Genomic DNA, 17,489 nt, shown 5'->3' on the forward strand with positions numbered 1-17,489 from the left:
GCGGCAGGGGGACTTGGGGATCTGGGGGGATCTTTTGCTCACGTCTGTGTTCATCGCTGTCGTTTCGCTGGCCCTGTTCTGGATGGCTGCGTTCACCCTGTGGTGGCAGATGCACGCCTGGCGCACACCCGAGGTGCTCGCCTCCACCCGGTTCAGCAGACCGGACGGTGGCGAGCACCTGTCGTTCTCGCTGTTACTTCCCGCGCGGCACGAGCAGGCCGTGCTGGACCACACCATCCAGCGGCTGCTGGAGTCCAGCCACACCGACTTCGAGATCATCGTCATCGTCGGGCACGACGACCCGGAGACCGCGGCGGTCGCCGAACGGGCCGCGGACCGCGATCCGCGCGTCCGGGTCGTCGTCGACACCCACGAGAAGAAGAACAAGCCGAAGGCCATGAACACGGCGCTGCCGCACTGCCGCGGCGATGTCGTCGGGGTCTTCGACGCCGAGGACCAGGTCCACCCGGAGCTGCTCGCCCACGTCGACCACGCCTTCCGCTCCACCGGCGCCGACGTCGTCCAGGGCGGCGTGCAGCTGATCAACTTCCACTCCAGCTGGTACAGCCTGCGCAACTGCCTGGAGTACTTCTTCTGGTTCCGCTCGCGGCTGCACCTGCATGCGCAGAAAGGGTTCATCCCGCTCGGCGGCAACACCGTCTTCGTCCGCACCGGGGTACTGCGCGAAGCCGACGGCTGGGACCCCGACTGCCTCGCCGAGGACTGCGACCTGGGCGTACGGCTCTCCAGCGTCGGCAAGAAGGTCGTCGTCGCCTACGACTCCGACATGGTGACCAAGGAGGAGACGCCCGGCAGCCTGATGTCGCTGCTCAAGCAGCGCACCCGCTGGAACCAGGGCTTCCTCCAGGTCTACCGGAAGAAGGACTGGAAGCAGCTGCCCGGCTTCGGCCAGCGCCTGCTCGCCCGCTACACCCTCATGACACCGTTCCTCCAGGCGTTCTCCGGCGTCGTCATCCCGCTCAACGTCGCGATCGCCCTCTTCCTCGACGTCCCGGTGTCCGTCGCCTTCATCACCTTCCTGCCTGCCGTCACCGCCCTCGTCACCTTCGTCTTCGAGCTCGTCGGACTGCACGACTTCGGCAAGCAGTACGGACTGCGCGTCCGCTTCGTGCACTACCTGAAGCTGATCATCGGCGGCCCCTTCTACCAGGTGCTGCTCGCCGGTGCCGCGATCCGCGCCGTCTGGCGCGAGCAACGCGGCCGTAACGACTGGGAGTTGACGACCCACGTCGGCGCACACCTCAACCCGGCCGAAGTGATCCGAGAGGACATCCCCGCGTGACCTCCACCCTCCCCGCGGTGACCACCGAGGTCCCCGCGCAGCGGCAGCCTGCGCCCCAGACCGGTTCGGCCGGTCGAACGGCCCCGCCGAAGAGGCTCCGCGCCTCTCGGCCCGACCTCCTCCTGTGCGGCGTCCTCCTCGTGGCGATCCTCGTCGTGCAGGGGTGGAACATCGCCGACTACCCGACGCTCAGCGACGACGAGGGCACCTACCTGGCGCAGGCCTGGGCGGTCCAGGAGGGCCGCGGCCTGGCCCACTACACGTACTGGTACGACCACCCGCCCTTCGGCTGGATGCAGATCGCCCTGCTGACCTGGATACCCTCGCTGATCAGCCCCGAGTCGATGACCGTCGGCTCGATGCGGGCCGTGATGCTGGTGATCAGCGGCATCAGCGCGGTCCTGGTGTACGTGCTCGGGCGCCGGCTGTCCCTGCCGCGCTGGGCGGCGGGCCTCGGTATGGTCCTGTTCGGGCTCTCGCCGCTGTCGGTCGTCCTCCAGCGGGAGATCTTCCTCGACAACCTCGCCGTGATGTGGACGCTGCTGGCGTTCACCCTCGCCGCCTCCCCGAGCCGCCACCTCTGGCACCACTTCGGCGCCGGCATCGCGGCCGCCACGGCGGTGCTGACCAAGGAGACGATGCTCTTCGTCCTCCCCGCGATCCTCGTCACCATGTGGCGGCACAGCCACCGCGACACCCGCAAGTTCGCGGTCACCGGCGCCATCACCGCGTGCGCCCTGATCGGCCTGTCGTACCCGCTCTTCGCCCTGCTCAAGGGCGAGTTGTTCCCCGGCGCCGGGCACGTCTCCCTCTGGGACGGCATCGCCTACCAGATGACCAGGCCGGGTTCGGGCTTCATCCTCGACGAGGGCTCCGGCTCCCACGGCGTGCTCCGGTCGTGGCTCTACTACGACCGCGTCCTGCCCCTGGGCGGCCTGGCGGGCGCGCTGCTGCTGCTCGCCACCTGGCGCTGGTCGGTCACCGCCCGGGCGCTCGCCGGGCCCTGCGCGGCCGTCGCGATCCTCGCACTGGTCGCCATGCGGCCCAGCGGCTACCTGCCCGCCATGTACATCATCCAGGCGCTGCCCTTCCTCGCCCTGGTCCTCGCCGGCGGCACCGCCTCCGTCGCCCACGCCGTCCTGCGCAGGGGCCGGGTCCACCCGGCGGGCCGCTACACCCTCGCCGCCGTCCTCGCGCTCGGCGCCGGCGCCTATGTCGTGCCCCGCTGGTACGACGGCGCCCGCACCGCCGTCACCGCCGACGCCAACGCCCCCTACCGGGCGGCGTCGAAATGGCTCAGCACCGAGGTGGAGCAGCCCGAGAAGACCCGCGTGCTGGTCGACGACGCGCTCTGGCTGGACCTGGTGCACGCCGGGTACCGGCCCGGCAACGGCGTCATCTGGTTCTACAAGGCCGACCTCGACCCCGCCGTGACCAAGACCATGCCCCGCGGCTGGCGCGACATCGACTACGTCGTCGCCTCCCCGACCGTACGGCGCGACGCGGCCGACCTGCCGAACGTGAAGGCGGCCATGGAGCACTCCACGCCCGTCGCCGTCTTCGGCAAGGGCGAGGACCGCATCGAGATCCGGCAGATCCAGCCCGCGGGAGGCGCCCGATGAGCCAGGACTACACGACACCGGCAGCGGACCTGGACGCGGCCGAACTCCCCGAGCCCGGAGCGGTCACGATCGTCGTCCCGACGTTCAACGAGTCCGCCAACATCCGCCAACTCCTGCGCCAGATAACCGAGTCGGTGCCCTCACGGCTGCCGTGCGAGGTGCTCTTCGTCGACGACTCCACCGACGACACCCCCGAGGTGATCAAGGCGGCGGCACAGGACTGCCCGTTCCCGGTGGCCGTCATCCACCGCGACGAACCGGTCGGCGGACTCGGCGGGGCGGTGGTGGAGGGGCTGAAGGCGGCCACCTCGGACTGGATCGTCGTCATGGACGGCGACTGCCAGCATCCCCCGTCCCTGGTACCGGAGTTGGTGGCGACCGGCGAACGGACCAACGCCGGACTCGTCGTCGCCTCCCGGTACATCAAGGGCGGCAGCCGGGCCGGCCTCGCGGGCAGTTACCGGGTCGCCGTCTCCCGGGCGGCCACCTGGCTGACCAAGTCCCTCTTCCCGCGCCGGCTGCACGGCATCAGCGACCCGATGAGCGGCTTCTTCGCGCTGCGCCGCCAGGCCGTCACCGCCGACGTCCTCAAGCCCCTCGGCTACAAGATCCTCCTCGAACTCGCCGTGCGCAGCAGGCCCCGCGAGGTCGCCGAGGTCCCCTTCGTCTTCCAGGACCGCTTCGCCGGCGAGTCCAAGTCGACCGCGCAGGAGGGCATTCGCTTCCTGCGCCACCTGGCCGGACTGCGCACCGCGACCCCGGCCGCCCGCATGGTCGGCTTCGGACTGATCGGTGCCTCCGGCTTCGTGCCGAACCTGCTGGCCCTGTGGATCCTCACCGGTTCCGGCATGCACTACCTGCCCGCCGAGATCGTCGCCAACCAGTTCGGCGTCGCCTGGAACTTCCTGCTCATCGAGCAACTGCTCTTCCGTGACCGGCGACTTCACCGGCGCTGGTGGGACCGCGCCGGCCGGTTCGCGCTGCTCGCCAACGCCGATCTGGTGCTGCGCATCCCGCTGATCGCCCTGTTCGTGCACCAGTTGCACCTCGGTGCCCTGTCCGCGACCGCGCTCGCGCTGGTCACCACGTTCGTCCTGCGCTTCGCCGCCACCGAGGCGCTGGTCTACCTGCCCCGCAGGAACTCCGGCGGGGAGCAGCACAGGAGCCGTACAGCAAGGAGCACCGCATGAGACACAGACGGAGAACGGCCCTGATCGCGGTGGGCACCCTCACCGCCGGGCTCCTCCTGACCACACCTCAGTCCGCCTCCGCCGCCAACCTCGTCCAGAACCCCGGCTTCGAGACCGCCGGCACCGGGGACATGCCGTACTGCTGGTCCAAGTCCGGGTGGGGCGACAACGACTTCACCTTCGAGACCGTCGCCGACGCCCACTCGGGCTCCAAGGCGATGAAGGTCACCCTCACCCGCCGGCTCGAAGGGGACCGCAAGGCGCTGATCACCGAGTCGGCGTCCTGCGCGCCCGCGGTGGTGCCGGGCAAGCAGTACGACCTCGGCCTCTGGTACAAGACCACCACGCCGGACGCCAACCTCACCCTCTTCCGCCACGACACCACCGCCGGCTGGCAGTACTGGACCGACCTCAAGACCCTTGACATGGCGGGGAGTTGGACCGAGGCGACGGTCCGCACCCCCGAGGTCCCGGCCGGCACCGACCGGATCAGCTGGGGCGTCTCGGTGTACGGCACCGGCTCGGCGACCACCGACGACTACACGATGGAACAGGTCCCCGACGTCACCCCGCCGCCCCAGTGCACGGGCACCGCCGCCGAGTGCGCCAACGGCCGCTGGGACGTGCTGCCGGTGCAGAACCCGGTGCGCTCGATGCACTCCGTCGTGCTGCACAACGGCAAGGTGCTGCTGATCGCGGGCTCCGGCAACAGCGAGGAGCTGTTCGAGGCGGGCACCTTCACCTCGGCGGTCTACGACCCGGTCAACGGCACGTACAAGATCGTCCCCACCCCGAAGGACATGTTCTGCGCCGGTCACGTCCAGCTCCAGGACGGGCGGGTCCTGGTGATGAGCGGCAACAAGGGCTATCCCTCGGCGGACGGCACGATCGGCTACCAGGGGTACAAGGACTCGTACATCTTCGACCCGGTCACCGAGACGTACTCCAAGACCAACGACATGAACGACGGCCACTGGTATCCGTCGGCGACGGTCCTCGGCAACGGTGACGTGATCTCCTTCGGCGGGCTGAAGGAGGACTCCACCGGCTCGGTCACCGCCGAACTCTGGTCGGACGCCGAGCAGAAGTGGCTGGAGCTGTGGAAGGTCAACCAGACCTGGTCGTACTGGGGTCTGTACCCGTCGATGATCCTCATGCAGGACGGCCGCCTCTTCTACTCCGGCAGCCATGTCTTCGGCAACAACATCCCGGGCACCGGCTCCGCGATCTACGACTACGGCGCCAACTCCGTCACCCAGGTGCCGGGGCTCCAGCGCAAGGACGAGCGGGACCAGTCGGCGAGCGTGCTGCTGCCTCCGGCGCAGGACCAGAAGGTCCTCACCCTCGGCGGCGGCAACATCGAGTCCAACCCGGACGGCAACCGGCTGACCGACATCATCGACCTCAAGCAGCCCAACCCCGCGTACACGGCCGGGCCGCCGATCCCGCAGGGCACGGTCGACCTAGGCAACGGACCCGTGCCGCAGACCGGCGCCCAGGGCAAGATGTACGTCTCCGCGGTCCTGCTGCCCGACGGCAAGGTCCTGGAGACCGGCGGCGCCCTGCACAACCGCGCCAACCCGGTCTATGAGACATCGATCTTCGACCCGGAGACGGAGACCTTCGACCAGGTCGCCGCCGACCCGGAGGCCCGCGGCTACCACTCCTCCGCGTTCCTGCTCCCCGACGGCCGGGTCATGACCACCGGTGACAACCCGGGCAACGGCTCCTGGAACCACAACGTGTCGATCTACACCCCGCCCTACCTCCTCAAGGGCCAGCGCCCGACGATCACTTCGGTGATCGACACGGAGTGGACGTACGGCGACACGCAGCGGATCACCGTGGACCGGCCCATCGCCAAGGCGGAGCTGATCCGCCCGGCGGCGGTGACCCACTCCTCGGACCCGAACCAGCGCTTCGTCGACCTGCCGCTCTCCGTCGACGGCAACAACATCGACCTGAACGTGACGAGCAACCCCAACCTGGCGCCGCCCGGCTGGTACATGCTCTTCGCGGTCGACGCCAACGGAGTCCCGTCGGTGGCCGAGTGGGTCCACCTCTCCGGCCCCGCGGCCCTGAGCGCCACGGACGCCTCGGCGCACGTCCACTCCTTCGCCGACGACCTGTCAGGCAAGGTCACCGGCCCAGGCAAGAAGCGGGCCGCGCAGAAGGTCGGCCCGACCGTCTCCGGCTGCGACCGCCACTACGGCTCGGCGAACGTCTGCGTCCCGACGAACTTCCCCCCGACGGTGAAGGCCACGACCAAGTCCCGCTGCGACTGGCTGAAGAAGAACGACTACGGCCCGTTGAACCTCAACGGCAAGGACGACCCCCTGAACCTCGACAGGAACAACGACGGAAGGGCCTGCGGCAAGAAGGACCTCGGGTCCCGCTGACCCCACCGAAGGACGCGCCCTGGACGAACCCAGGGCGCGCCCCAACCGACCCGGGGCCCCGCACCGATCAAACTCAGGCCGCGATCAACCCACCCAGGGGCGCGAGGAACTGCGCGACCAGCCACGACGGAGAGTCAGCCGCCAACCGACCAGCTCCGGCACCCTCCAGGGGCGCGGGGAACTGCGCGACCAGCCACGACGGCGGGAAAGCCGCCAACCGGCAGACCGGGGCACCCTCAGCCCGCGAACTCCGCAAGGGCGCGCTCCACGATCGCGACGAGCTGATCGTGGTGCGCGCCCTTCCAGTACGCCCGCCCACACTCCCCGCACCGCGCGAACACGTCGTACGACCGCTGCGTCCCCCCGTGAAGCTGATCCGCGACCTCCTCCAGCGTCGCGGACTCCAGCACCCCGTTGCAGGCGGTGCACCGGGTCCACGGCCGCAGCTCCGGCCGGAACCGCTCCAGAACGTCCCGCAGCTGCTCCTCCGGCTGCGTGCTGTAGACGTACGCCCCGGCGAACAGCTCCCGCCGCCGCAGCAACCCCCGGTCCCGGCTGAGCATGACCCGCCGCTCGGCAGCCGAACGCGCCGCGAGGGCCGGATCACCGATGTCGGTGGACTCGTAGGCGGCGTCCACGCCGAGCAGCCGCAGCCGCCGCGCGAGGGTGCCCAGGTGCACGTCGAGCAGGAAGCGCAGGGGCGCGCCGGGGACCGACTGGGGCCGCCGGACGGCCCGTACCCGCACGGAGTCGCCGGCCCGGGCGACGTAGGAGACCGGGACCGGCCTGCCGTCCACCTCCAGCGTGCCGACCTCGGTGAGCGGCACGCCGAGGGACTCCACGACATGGCCGAGCGAGGAGACGCCGTCGGTGGCGAGCGCGGTGGCGCCCGCACGGCGTGCGTGCGGGACGAACAGGGCCAGTTCGGGGGCTACTTCGAGGTGGATCTCCACGGCGGTCACCGGGCCAGGATGCCATGGGGGAGGGGCTCCGGTTCAGGGCTTTTCCCCGCGCGGGCCGGGCTCCAGGGCGTCCAGGGCGCGGCGCAGCAGCGCGGCCGGGTCGTCGTGGAAGTCGCGCTCGGCCCAGTACAGGAGCGCCTCGGTGAGGCCGCCGACCAGGGCCGTGGTGCGGACGCGGATCTCCAGGCCGTCCGGGTCCGGGCCGGCGCGCCCGGCGAGGGCCTCGGCGAGGGCCCGCCCGGTGTCCGACAGGGCCTCCAGCAGCCGGGAGCGCACCGCGGGCACGGTGGCCACCAGCCGCGCCCGCAGCCGCAGGGTCCCGGGGTCCTCCGCCAGGCCGCGCAGGACGGCCCGCTCCAGCACCTGCCGCAGGGCGTCGGCCCAGGGCTCGTCGGCCGGCCGCTCGCGGATCTCGGCGGACAGGTCCGGGCCGAGCGGGTCGGGCAGGACGATGTCCTCCTTGGCGGGGAAGTAGCGCAGGACCGTGGAGGGGGAGACCTCGGCACGCTCGGCGATCTGCTCCACGGTGGTGGTGTCGTAGCCCCGCTCGCGGACGAGCGCGTGCGTCGCCTCGCGGATCGCCGCCCTGGTCCTGATCTTCTTCCGCTCGCGCAGTCCCGGCCGGGCCGGGACGGCGGAGGTGGTGCGTGCGGCCGTCATGACGATCATTCTCCGCCACGGCGGTGACGGGACGGCCTTCCGTACGGGAAGGAAAGGGCGAGGGGCCACGGTCGCCATGACCGTGGCCCCTCGTGCCCGCCGGGACGGCTCAGCCGTGCTGGTAGGCCACCAGGGAGATGCCGACGTAGTGCACCACGAAGGCGGCCAGGGTGAAGGAGTGGAAGACCTCGTGGAAGCCGAACCAGCGCGGTGAGGGGTTCGGGCGCTTGATGCCGTAGATGACGCCGCCCGCGCTGTAGAGCAGTCCGCCGACGATCACCAGGACCAGGACCGCGATGCCGCCGGTGCGCATGAAGTCGGGCAGGAAGAAGACGGCCGCCCAGCCCATGGCGATGTAGCACGGGGTGTAGAGCCAGCGGGGCGCGCCGACCCAGAAGACCCGGAAGACGATGCCCGCGGCCGCCGCGGCCCAGATCCCCCACAGCAGCCACTGCCCCTTGGCGCCGGGCAGGAGCAGCATGGTCAGCGGGGTGTAGGTGCCCGCGATGATCAGGAAGATGTTGGCGTGGTCCAGGCGGCGCAGGATGCCGTCCATCCGCGGGCTCCAGTCGCCCCGGTGGTACAGCGCGCTCACCCCGAACAGCAGGCAGGCCGTGAGGACGTAGATCCCGCAGGCCAGGCGGCCCCGGGAGGAGTCGGCGAGGGCCGTCAGTACCAGGCCGGCGATCAGTACGGGCGGGAACATGCCCAGATGCAGCCAGCCCCGGAGTTTGGGCTTGACGGGATGCGGCAGTGAGAGCGCGACGGGACCGCGGCCGGCGGCGGGCAGGTCCGTGGGCGCGTCAGGGACGGGCGCAGTCATGACGGAATCGTACCTACGCGACCGTAGGTTACATATCAGTACGACGCGCGGAGTGGCCATCGTCTCATGGCGGTTGACGGCCGTGTGGCCTCCGGTCGAACCGGACGTGGCCATCCTCACGCTCGCTCACCTGTGACGCCCTCTGGACATATGGGCGCGATCGTCGGATGATCAAATGAGTGCGGTCGGCACCGAATGAGCGCCAGGTACCCCTCTGGCGGGCACTCGGGTCGCAGCCCCCACGGGGCCTCCAACAAAAAATCCCTCATCTAGGAGCAATCGTGGCGCGCGACAACGCGGCTCCCTCCGTCGTTCCCACCAACCACCAGGAACTGATCTCGTGGGTCAACGAGATCGCCGAACTGACCCAGCCGGACGACGTGGTCTGGTGCGACGGCTCCGAGGCCGAGTACGAGCGCCTGTGCGGGGAGCTCGTGGCGAAGGGGACCTTCCGGAAACTCGACCCGATCAAGCGCCCCAACTCCTACTACGCGGCCTCCGACCCCACCGACGTCGCCCGGGTCGAGGACCGCACCTTCATCTGCTCCGAGCAGGAGGCGGACGCCGGCCCGACCAACCACTGGAAGGCCCCCGCGGAGATGCGGGAGATCTTCCAGGGGGACAAGGGCCTGTTCCGCGGCTCGATGAAGGGCCGCACCCTGTACGTGGTGCCCTTCTGCATGGGCCCGCTCGGCTCGCCGCTGTCCGCGATCGGCGTCGAGATCACCGACTCCGCCTACGTCGCCGTCTCCATGCGCACCATGACCCGCATGGGGCAGCCCGTCCTCGACGAGCTCGGTGACCAGGGCTTCTTCGTCAAGGCCGTCCACACCCTCGGCGCCCCGCTGGAGGCGGGCGAGCAGGACGTGCCGTGGCCGTGCAACAGCACGAAGTACATCTCCCACTTCCCCGAGACCCGCGAGATCTGGTCCTACGGCTCCGGCTACGGCGGCAACGCCCTGCTCGGCAAGAAGTGCTACGCCCTGCGCATCGCCTCCGTCATGGCCCGCGACGAGGGCTGGCTGGCCGAGCACATGCTCATCCTGAAGCTGACCCCGCCCACCGGCGAGTCCAAGTACGTCGCCGCCGCCTTCCCGTCCGCCTGCGGCAAGACCAACCTCGCCATGCTGGAGCCCACGATCTCCGGCTGGACGGTCGAGACCATCGGTGACGACATCGCCTGGATGCGCTTCGGCGAGGACGGCCGGCTGTACGCCATCAACCCCGAGGCCGGCTTCTTCGGCGTCGCGCCCGGCACCGGCGAGCACACCAACGCCAACGCCATGAAGACCCTGTGGGGCAACTCCGTCTTCACCAACGTCGCCCTCACCGACGACAACGACATCTGGTGGGAGGGCATGACGGAGGAGACCCCGGCCCACCTCACGGACTGGAAGGGCAACGACTGGACGCCCTCCGCCGAGGCCCCCGCCGCCCACCCCAACGCCCGCTTCACGGTCCCCGCCGCCCAGTGCCCGATCATCGCGCCCGAGTGGGAGGACCCCAGGGGCGTGCCGATCTCCGCGATCCTCTTCGGCGGCCGGCGTGCCTCCGCCGTCCCCCTGGTGACGGAGTCCTTCGACTGGAACCACGGCGTCTTCCTCGGCGCCAACGTGGCCTCCGAGAAGACCGCCGCCGCCGAGGGCAAGGTCGGCGAGCTGCGCCGCGACCCCTTCGCCATGCTGCCCTTCTGCGGCTACAACATGGGCGACTACATGGGCCACTGGGTCGACGTCGCCAAGGGCAAGGACGCCGCCAAGCTCCCGAAGATCTACTACGTCAACTGGTTCCGCAAGAACGACCAGGGCAAGTTCGTCTGGCCCGGCTTCGGCGAGAACTCCCGCGTCCTGAAGTGGATCGTGGAGCGCCTCGACGGCCGCGCCGAGGGCGTCGAGACCCCGATCGGCATCCTGCCGGCCAAGGGCGCCCTCGACACCAAGGGCCTGGAACTGGCCGAGTCCGACCTGGACTTCCTGCTCACGGTCGACAAGGAGGTCTGGCGCGAGGAGGCCGCGCTGGTCCCCGAGCACCTCAACACCTTCGGCGAGCACACCCCGAAGGAACTGTGGGACGAGTACCGGGCGCTCGTGGCGCGCCTGGGCTGACCCCCCACCGGTGGGCACCGCCCACCCCCTGATCCCCCGCGGCCGGCCCGATGGGAGCCCTGACCAGTGATCGTCACGGCCGGCCGCGGGTGGCGGCACATCGTCACGAACCGTGGCCCCGCACAATGGCGTGCGGGGCCGTGCTGCCGCCCTCTCGGCCCCTGACACGCTGAACGCCGGGTTCCGCACAACTGCCCTCGGAGCACCGGCGTTTCCTCCTTGCCGGAGCGATCTTCACGGCTGTTTCATGCTTCCTACAGGTGTCCCACGCATCCCGTGGGACCCTCAACACAGCCTGTGGGGGGCACAGTTGAATACAGCACGCCGTTCCGGACGCCTCGCGGCCGCACTGCTCGCCGCCGCACTCACCGGGACCGGACTCACCGTCGCCGTCGCACCCGCCGCGCACGCGGCCGCCTCCGACGTCGTGGCCAAGCTGCCGATCTCGTCGTACTCCGCGCTGACCGTCGACAACGCCCACCAGCGGGTCTACGTCGCCGACGCCCGCACCGACTACTACTACAACAGCGGCATGATCGCCGTGTACACCTTCGACGGCGAGCGCGTCACCACGATCAGCACCCAGCAGCACGTCTCCGGCCTGGCCCTGAGCGCCGACGGCGGCACCCTGTACGCCGGCGGACGGGACTGGATCTACCAGGTCGACACCACCACCTACGCGCTGAGCACCTTCAGCTCCGCCTCCACCGACACCTGCGGCCGCAGCGTCGCCCACTCCGGCGGCCGGCTGTACTTCACCACCCCGTACTCCCAGTACTACGCCCAGTGCGACTCCGCGCAGACCTACCTGGACAGCTCCCTCGGGCGCACCAACTGGCAGGACACGGGCAAGCTCCAGCTGGAGTCCGGCCCCGGGGACCGGATGCTGATGGGCCAGCCGCTCCACGCGGGCGCCGCCAACCCCTTCGTCACCGTCTACGACACCGGCGGCTCCACCCTGGTCCGCAACGCGGCCCGGCGCTTCGCCGACGCCGACGGCAAGGGCGCCCTGAACCTCAAGGACCTGGCGTTCTCCGCGGACGGCGAGAAGGTCGCCGTCGCCGACGCGGCGTACGGCCACCGGCTGCTGAACACCGCCGACCTCTCCGACGCCGCCGAGGGCTACCCGGCGCTGCCCGCCGGGGCCACCGCCAGCGCCGTCGCCTTCAGCGGGGACGGCAAGTACGTCGCACGCGGCGCCTCCGCGAGCGGCGCCACCCCGGACCTGCTGGTGCAGCCCGCCGACCCGGGCGACTCCACCGCACCGCTGGAGTTCGCCTTCGAGGGCAGCCTCGACGGCGACCGGGTGGCACCGCGCGGCATGGAGTGGTCCGCCGACGGCTCCCGCCTCTTCACCGTCACCACCAACGCGGCCGGCAGCCAGTACTGGCTGCACGTCATCCAGCCCCCGGCCGTCCAGTACGACGTCCGCCTGGCCGAGACCCTCACGCACAGCCCCGCCCAGGCCGTCGCCGGGGAGCCGCTGTCGGTGCGGGGCCGGCTGGAGCACGACGGCCCGGCGCCCGCCGAGCCGCTGAAGGTCACCGCGACCCGCACGGACGCGAACGGCACCCACGACCTGGGCGCCTTCACCGTCAAGGCGGACGGCTCCTACACCGTCCTCGACGAGCCCGACCTGATCGGGGACGCCACCTACACCGTCTCCTACCTCGGCGACCTCACCCACCGCCCGGCCACCGACGTCACCCACACGGTGTCCGTCGGCAAGGCGCCCGCCTCGATCGCGCTCACCGCACCCGCGGAGGCCTCGCTCGCCACCGGCGTCGAGATCACCGGCACCTTCACCGCCCAGGGCAAGGCGCTCCCGGACCGGGCGGTGCTGAAGGTGCAGCGCACCGACCGCCTCGGCACCGGCACCCTGTCGTCGGTGACGGTCGCCGCCGACGGCACCTTCACCCTCAACGACATCCCGCGCGCCCGGCGCGCCAACACCTACACGGTCAGCTGGCCCGGCGACGACCTGCACCAGGCCGCCACGGCCTCGGCGACGGTCACCGTCACACGCTGATCCCCTCACCCCCGCCCCGGTCCTCCAGGTACCGGGTGTGGGTCTCCTGGCGGCGGGCCTCCGCGTCCCGCAGGGCCGCCGCCAGGCTCTCCGCCTCCTGCCGCAGCACCCCGAGCTGTCGCTCCAGATGCCGTTCCGGCGGCTCCTGGCCCGGGGCGAGCCGGGTCCACCACCTGGCCCGCAGATAGCTGTCGACGGCCTCGGGCAGGTCCTGCCGCACCGCCCGGGACAGGGTGTGCAGGCCCTCCGCGTCCTGGGCCAGGAGCCGGGTCGCCCAGCCCGGGGCCAGCAGCGCGGTCAGCAGGTCCGTCAGCTCGGTGAGCCGGCCGGCGGCGGCCGGGGACAGCTCCACCTCCGCCAGGTACGCGCCCAGCTTCTCGAAGTCGGCCCGCAGCTCGTCCAGTTGGGCCGTCGGGTCGGGGAAGTCCGGCGGCGCGGGCCGCTCCGGCGGGGCGATCAGCGCGCCCGCGCCGTACAGTCCCGCCACCACCACCGGCCAGTACGGGCCCGCCACCCCGGTGAAGGTCAGTCCCAGCCCGGCCAGCCCGCACACGCTGCCGGCGATGTTCTTGCGGGACTCCAGGAACCTACTGATAGCCACGGATCTCCTCGAAGGCGCCGTCCAGCGAACCCCGTCGGGCGTCGAAGAGGCGGCCGCCGGTCAGGTCGGCGATGTGCTCCAGCTCGGACCGGTCGGAGTCGCCGAACAGGACGGTGAAGACGGGGGTGCGGCGCCGGTCGGCGTCGAGCCCGGCGTAGAAGGCGTCGAACTCGCCGGCCTCGGCGCCCGCGGTGTTCTCGCCGTCCGTCATCAGCACGATCGAGGTGAACGCGTCCCGGTCGGCGCCGAGATGGCCGTACGCCTCCTGGAGGGAGATGTAGATCGCGGTGTCGCCCTCGGCGGTCAGCGCCCCGGTGTCCGCGCGGATGGCGCGCAGACCGGCCTCGGGGTCGGCGGGGTCCACGACATGGGTGCGCACGCTCTTCACCGTCGAGCCGAACGGCATCAGCGTCACCTCCTCGCGGTCGCGGAAGTCGCCGGTCAGGCCGGTGAGGGCGGACTTCAGTCCGGCGAGGCGGTCGCCCTCCATCGAGCCCGAGGTGTCCAGCACGTACACCGTCCGGGAGGGGCGGCGCAGGTCGTTCTCGTAGGAGTCGAGGAGCCCGTCGGCGACGGACCGGCTGCCGGGGAAGGGCAGTTCGCGCCGCCGGCCGGGGTCCAGGCCCGCGCCGGGCGGCACCGAGGCGACGACCGGACGGCGGTGGGTGAGGTCGGTGATCTCCTTCTGCAGGTCGGGGCTGCGCAGCGACTCGGTCAGCCGGCGGACCTTCTCGCGGGTGGCGGTGTCCGTCCAGGCGAGCGAGGAGAGCGGGTAGTCGGCGGTGACGACGCCGTCGCTCGGGCGGATCACGGTCAGATCCGGGATGCCCTTGAGGACGGACTCGTAGTTCAGCATCGCGTCGACGTCACCGCGCCGCTCGTAGGCCGTGGCCAGCCAGCCCGAGGAGCCCGAGGTCAGCCGCTGCCCCCGGAAGAACTCCCTCAATCGGGGGCTCGCCTCGCGCACGTCCGCGTCGGTGAGCGCCGACTGGGCGTCGGAGAGCGCCGAGGCGACCGAAACCAGCGTGGCGAAACCGGAGTTGGAGCGCGCCGGGTCGGTCATGCCGTAGGTCAGCTCCCCGTCCCGCACGGCCTGTTCGACCTGCGACCAGGTGACGTCGGCAGGCTTCCAGCCGAGCTTCTCCACGGTCTCGGGGCGGACGCCGATGGCGACCGGGCTGGCCATGACCGGGGTCTCCGAGACGAGCTTCCCCGCTGCCTCCGGGTGCAGCCGCAGAGAGTCGTTGGAGGACAGCCACAGCGCGTCGTACTTGCCGTCCGCCCCGCCCTTCGCCAGCAGCTGCACGGCGTCCAGGGTGCCGGTGTACGTGGCCTCGACCCTGATGCCGGTGTCCTGCTCGACGAGGTCGAGGACGGGCTTCATGTCGGCCAGCTCGCTGGAGGCGAGGACCCGCAGGGTGCCGGGCCCGGGCGTCGACCCGGGGTTCTCGCCGTCGTCGGCGGTGCAGGCGGCGGCGAACAGGGCCGCGGCGAGCAGGGCGGCGGTGCGCCGCAGGTGGGGGCCTCTCATCCGAGGCCCCCTTCGAGGGCGCCCTGGTTGCGGCTGCGCTCCAAGTAGGCCGAGGCGTGCTGGAGTTCGGCCGTCAGGTTCTCCACCGTGGTGGCCATCACCTCGGTCGCCTGCACCTTGTAGGTGTCGATGGCGTCGAGGGTGCGGTAGATCTGCTGGAACGCCGAGCGCAGGGTCTCCGCGCCGACCGCGGGGTCGGCGGCGATCCGCTGGATCTCCCCGCTCTGCGTGGAGAGCATCTCGGCGTTGGCCCGCACGAGGTCCTCGGTGGTCCCGCGCAAGGCGTTGACCTGCTCGATGACCTTCTTCTGGTTGTCGAGCGCGGAGGCCAGCATCACGGAGATCCTGAGCGCGGACACGGTCGTCGTCGCGGCCCGGTCGACGCCCTTGATCAACTCGTCGTTGTTGCGCCGTACGACGTCCATGGCGAGGTAGCCCTGTGCGCACACCGCGAGCTGGGTCAGCAGGTCCTGGTGCTTCTGCCGGACCGGGAAGAGCACGTCCGCGCGGAGCGTGTCGGCGGCCTGGGGGTCGGCGACGGCGCCGATGTGCTCCTCCACGGCCGTGTCGAGGGCCTCGGTGAGCACCACGTACTCCTGGAGCTTGCCCATCGTCTCCCACAGGCGGACCCGCTCGGTCTGCAACGCGGCGTTGTCGCGCCGCAGTTCGTCCTGCCCGCCGCGCAGCGAGCCCACGATCCGATTCAGCGTGGTCTGCGAGGAGGCGTACTTGGCGACGTGGTCGCGCAGCTTGTTGCCGCCCGGCAGCCGGGAGAGGAACCTGCGGCCCTTGGACGCGGGCAGGTCCCGCGGGTCCAGGTCCTCGATCACCCGGCGCAGTTCGACGAGCGAGCCCGCGAACTGCGACTGCGCGTCGCCGCCCTTGTCGGGCAGGCTGCGCACGGTCCGCTCCAGCATCCGGTTGGACTGCGCGGCCGCGCTGCGCATCTCGCCCGCGCCGAGCCCGGTGATCTCACCGACCTTGCCGGCGAACTCCGGTGAGCGCGCGTCGAGTACGGCGAGCGAGCGGACGTAGTCGGCGGCCTTCCGCGCGATGCCCTCGCGGACGCCCTCGTCGACGGGGACGAGCCCGCCGGCCTTCTCCCGCGGCACCGGGGCGACGGCCTCGGGCGGGGTGAGCGTGAACGTGTCGTCGGTCATGTTGATTCCCCCTGGGAACCGGCCCGGCGCGCCATGTCGTGCAGCACCTCGGAGGTGGGCACGGGCGCCTGCCGGACACCGGTGAGCTTCTGGTTGAGATACGCCGCGTGCGCGGCGGTGGCGGAGGTGAACTCGGCGGTGGCGCCCTGCGGGCGGAACCCGTGCCGGACGGCCAGCCTGCGCAACTCCGGGTCCGAGCCGAGCAGCTCACCGAGGGCGCGGCCCTCCTCGGTGAGCGGTACGACGGTGTGGTCGCTGTTCGCCGTGGTGTCGGGGTAGAGAACGGTCAGGTCGTCCACGCCCTCGCCCGCCGCGAGCAGCGCGGCGACCTGGGACTCGTAGACGAGGACCAGCGGGTTGCCGGCGCCGCTGACGAAGTCCCGGAACGCCGCGTCCGAGCTGGACTGCTGGGCGCCCTGCACGCTGACCAGCTTGCGCATCAGCGGCGCGGTCGCGTCGACGTCCTCGCCGCTCGCGGCGACCCGGCCGCCGTTCGCGACGTAGGAGGCGGCGGCCAGGTAGAGGGCGCCGGAGCTGGAGGTCTCCGGGTCGGTGGAGGCGATGTACAGGGTGCCGGTCAGCTCCCCGTACTTACCTGCGCCCTTGAGCCGCTGCCAGGTGCGGTCCTCGTCGGCCGCGTCGAGGTAGGCGCTCATTCTCAGGGTGCCGCGGTGGTCTCCGTCCAGGGTGACCAGGCCGTTCGCGGCGAGGACCCCGGCCGCGGAGCGGTGGGCGACGACGACCAGCGGCGAGTAGAAGGGGCGCGGCAACGGCTGGCGCACCTCGTACTTGGCGGCGAGTTCGTCGGCGGGGGCCTTGCTGGAGGGGAACGCGAGGTCGTACCCCTCCAGGTCCAGTCCCTCCATGGCCCAGGACCCGGACGTCTCCGTCCGCACGGTGTAGCCCTTGGTGGCAAGGGCCTTCACCACGTCGGGATCGGCGAAGAACTCGGCCTTCTCCGATCCGATGACTGCCTGCACGGTCTTCGTTGCCGTGCCCTTGTCCCCGGATTCCCGGCCCGCCACGACGGCTGCCACCACGCCGCCGATCAGCAGGACCGCGAGGACGATTCCCACGATGCGTCTCACGCGAGGGAGCGTGCTC

Annotated in this window: 13 protein-coding genes; 6 read left to right on the forward strand and 7 right to left on the reverse strand. The window is 71.2% G+C overall.

All coding sequences use genetic code 11. The annotated features are described in order from the left end of the window. Window positions 1-34: 34 nt before the first annotated feature. Genes ABT296_RS28275 through ABT296_RS28290 form a run of 4 tightly spaced genes read left to right on the forward strand, consistent with a single transcriptional unit; the run spans window position 35 to window position 6,514 of the window. A complete protein-coding gene (locus ABT296_RS28275; protein WP_351931486.1) occupies window positions 35-1,303 on the forward strand; it encodes a glycosyltransferase in 1,269 nt (422 codons plus the stop codon). Then, window positions 1,300-2,925: an ArnT family glycosyltransferase gene (locus tag ABT296_RS28280; protein ID WP_351931487.1), complete on the forward strand. Its 1,626-nt coding sequence runs from the start codon at window positions 1,300-1,302 to the stop codon at window positions 2,923-2,925. The genes ABT296_RS28275 and ABT296_RS28280 overlap by 4 nt, the downstream gene beginning before the upstream one ends. Beyond that, window positions 2,922-4,115 (forward strand): glycosyltransferase, encoded by a 1,194-nt coding sequence (locus ABT296_RS28285; RefSeq protein WP_351931488.1) that lies wholly within the window; start codon window positions 2,922-2,924, stop codon window positions 4,113-4,115. The genes ABT296_RS28280 and ABT296_RS28285 overlap by 4 nt, the downstream gene beginning before the upstream one ends. Further along, window positions 4,112-6,514: a galactose oxidase early set domain-containing protein gene (locus tag ABT296_RS28290; RefSeq protein ID WP_351931489.1), complete on the forward strand. Its 2,403-nt coding sequence runs from the start codon at window positions 4,112-4,114 to the stop codon at window positions 6,512-6,514. The genes ABT296_RS28285 and ABT296_RS28290 overlap by 4 nt, the downstream gene beginning before the upstream one ends. A gap of 236 nt (window positions 6,515-6,750) precedes the next feature. Here the strand turns inward: ABT296_RS28290 and ABT296_RS28295 are convergent, their stop codons facing one another. From ABT296_RS28295 to trhA, 3 genes are all read right to left on the reverse strand, one after another. After that, window positions 6,751-7,476, reverse strand: coding sequence for a Mut7-C RNAse domain-containing protein (locus tag ABT296_RS28295; RefSeq protein WP_351931490.1), 726 nt, complete (start codon window positions 7,474-7,476; stop codon window positions 6,751-6,753). 33 nt (window positions 7,477-7,509) lie between these two features. Continuing rightward, window positions 7,510-8,136: a TetR/AcrR family transcriptional regulator gene (locus tag ABT296_RS28300; protein WP_502977346.1), complete on the reverse strand. Its 627-nt coding sequence runs from the start codon at window positions 8,134-8,136 to the stop codon at window positions 7,510-7,512. A 109-nt stretch (window positions 8,137-8,245) separates the two neighbouring features. After that, window positions 8,246-8,959, reverse strand: a complete 714-nt coding sequence (gene trhA, locus ABT296_RS28305; protein ID WP_351931492.1) for a PAQR family membrane homeostasis protein TrhA — start codon at window positions 8,957-8,959, stop codon at window positions 8,246-8,248. Window positions 8,960-9,240: 281 nt separating this feature from the next. On the opposite strand from trhA, the gene ABT296_RS28310 reads away from it, so the two are divergent. Together ABT296_RS28310 and ABT296_RS28315 are read left to right on the forward strand one after the other, a co-directional pair. Next, a complete protein-coding gene (locus tag ABT296_RS28310) occupies window positions 9,241-11,064 on the forward strand; it encodes a phosphoenolpyruvate carboxykinase (GTP) (RefSeq protein WP_351931493.1) in 1,824 nt (607 codons plus the stop codon). A 310-nt stretch (window positions 11,065-11,374) separates the two neighbouring features. Beyond that, complete coding sequence (locus tag ABT296_RS28315; protein WP_351931494.1) at window positions 11,375-13,093, forward strand: YncE family protein; 1,719 nt, start codon at window positions 11,375-11,377, stop codon at window positions 13,091-13,093. Here the strand turns inward: ABT296_RS28315 and ABT296_RS28320 are convergent. The 4 genes from ABT296_RS28320 to ABT296_RS28335 are packed head-to-tail and all read right to left on the reverse strand — an operon-like array spanning window position 13,083 to window position 17,473. Then, window positions 13,083-13,694 (reverse strand): hypothetical protein, encoded by a 612-nt coding sequence (locus tag ABT296_RS28320; protein ID WP_351931495.1) that lies wholly within the window; start codon window positions 13,692-13,694, stop codon window positions 13,083-13,085. The genes ABT296_RS28315 and ABT296_RS28320 overlap by 11 nt on opposite strands. Then, window positions 13,681-15,225: a substrate-binding and vWA domain-containing protein gene (locus ABT296_RS28325; RefSeq protein ID WP_351931496.1), complete on the reverse strand. Its 1,545-nt coding sequence runs from the start codon at window positions 15,223-15,225 to the stop codon at window positions 13,681-13,683. Before ABT296_RS28325 ends, ABT296_RS28320 begins: the two co-directional genes overlap by 14 nt. After that, window positions 15,222-16,385: a toxic anion resistance protein gene (locus tag ABT296_RS28330; RefSeq protein ID WP_351931497.1), complete on the reverse strand. Its 1,164-nt coding sequence runs from the start codon at window positions 16,383-16,385 to the stop codon at window positions 15,222-15,224. Before ABT296_RS28330 ends, ABT296_RS28325 begins: the two co-directional genes overlap by 4 nt. Then, entirely contained in the window at window positions 16,382-17,473 is a 1,092-nt protein-coding gene (locus ABT296_RS28335; RefSeq protein WP_351931498.1) for a substrate-binding domain-containing protein, read from the reverse strand. Before ABT296_RS28335 ends, ABT296_RS28330 begins: the two co-directional genes overlap by 4 nt. Between the last annotated feature and the right edge of the window lie 16 nt (window positions 17,474-17,489).

The organism is Streptomyces sp. NPDC000983, from assembly GCF_040299205.1.
Taxonomy (GTDB): Bacteria; Actinomycetota; Actinomycetes; order Streptomycetales; family Streptomycetaceae; genus Streptomyces.

Excerpts from the sequence above, each read along its gene's own strand:
- ABT296_RS28290 (WP_351931489.1), top strand. The coding sequence starts at position 4,112 with ATGAGACACAGACGGAGAACGGCCCTGATCGCGGTGGGCACCCTCACC.
- ABT296_RS28325 (WP_351931496.1), bottom strand. The coding sequence starts at position 15,225 with ATGAGAGGCCCCCACCTGCGGCGCACCGCCGCCCTGCTCGCCGCGGCC.
- trhA (WP_351931492.1), bottom strand. The coding sequence starts at position 8,959 with ATGACTGCGCCCGTCCCTGACGCGCCCACGGACCTGCCCGCCGCCGGC.
- ABT296_RS28300 (WP_502977346.1), bottom strand. The coding sequence starts at position 8,136 with ATGACGGCCGCACGCACCACCTCCGCCGTCCCGGCCCGGCCGGGACTG.
- ABT296_RS28285 (WP_351931488.1), top strand. The coding sequence starts at position 2,922 with ATGAGCCAGGACTACACGACACCGGCAGCGGACCTGGACGCGGCCGAA.
- ABT296_RS28330 (WP_351931497.1), bottom strand. The coding sequence starts at position 16,385 with ATGACCGACGACACGTTCACGCTCACCCCGCCCGAGGCCGTCGCCCCG.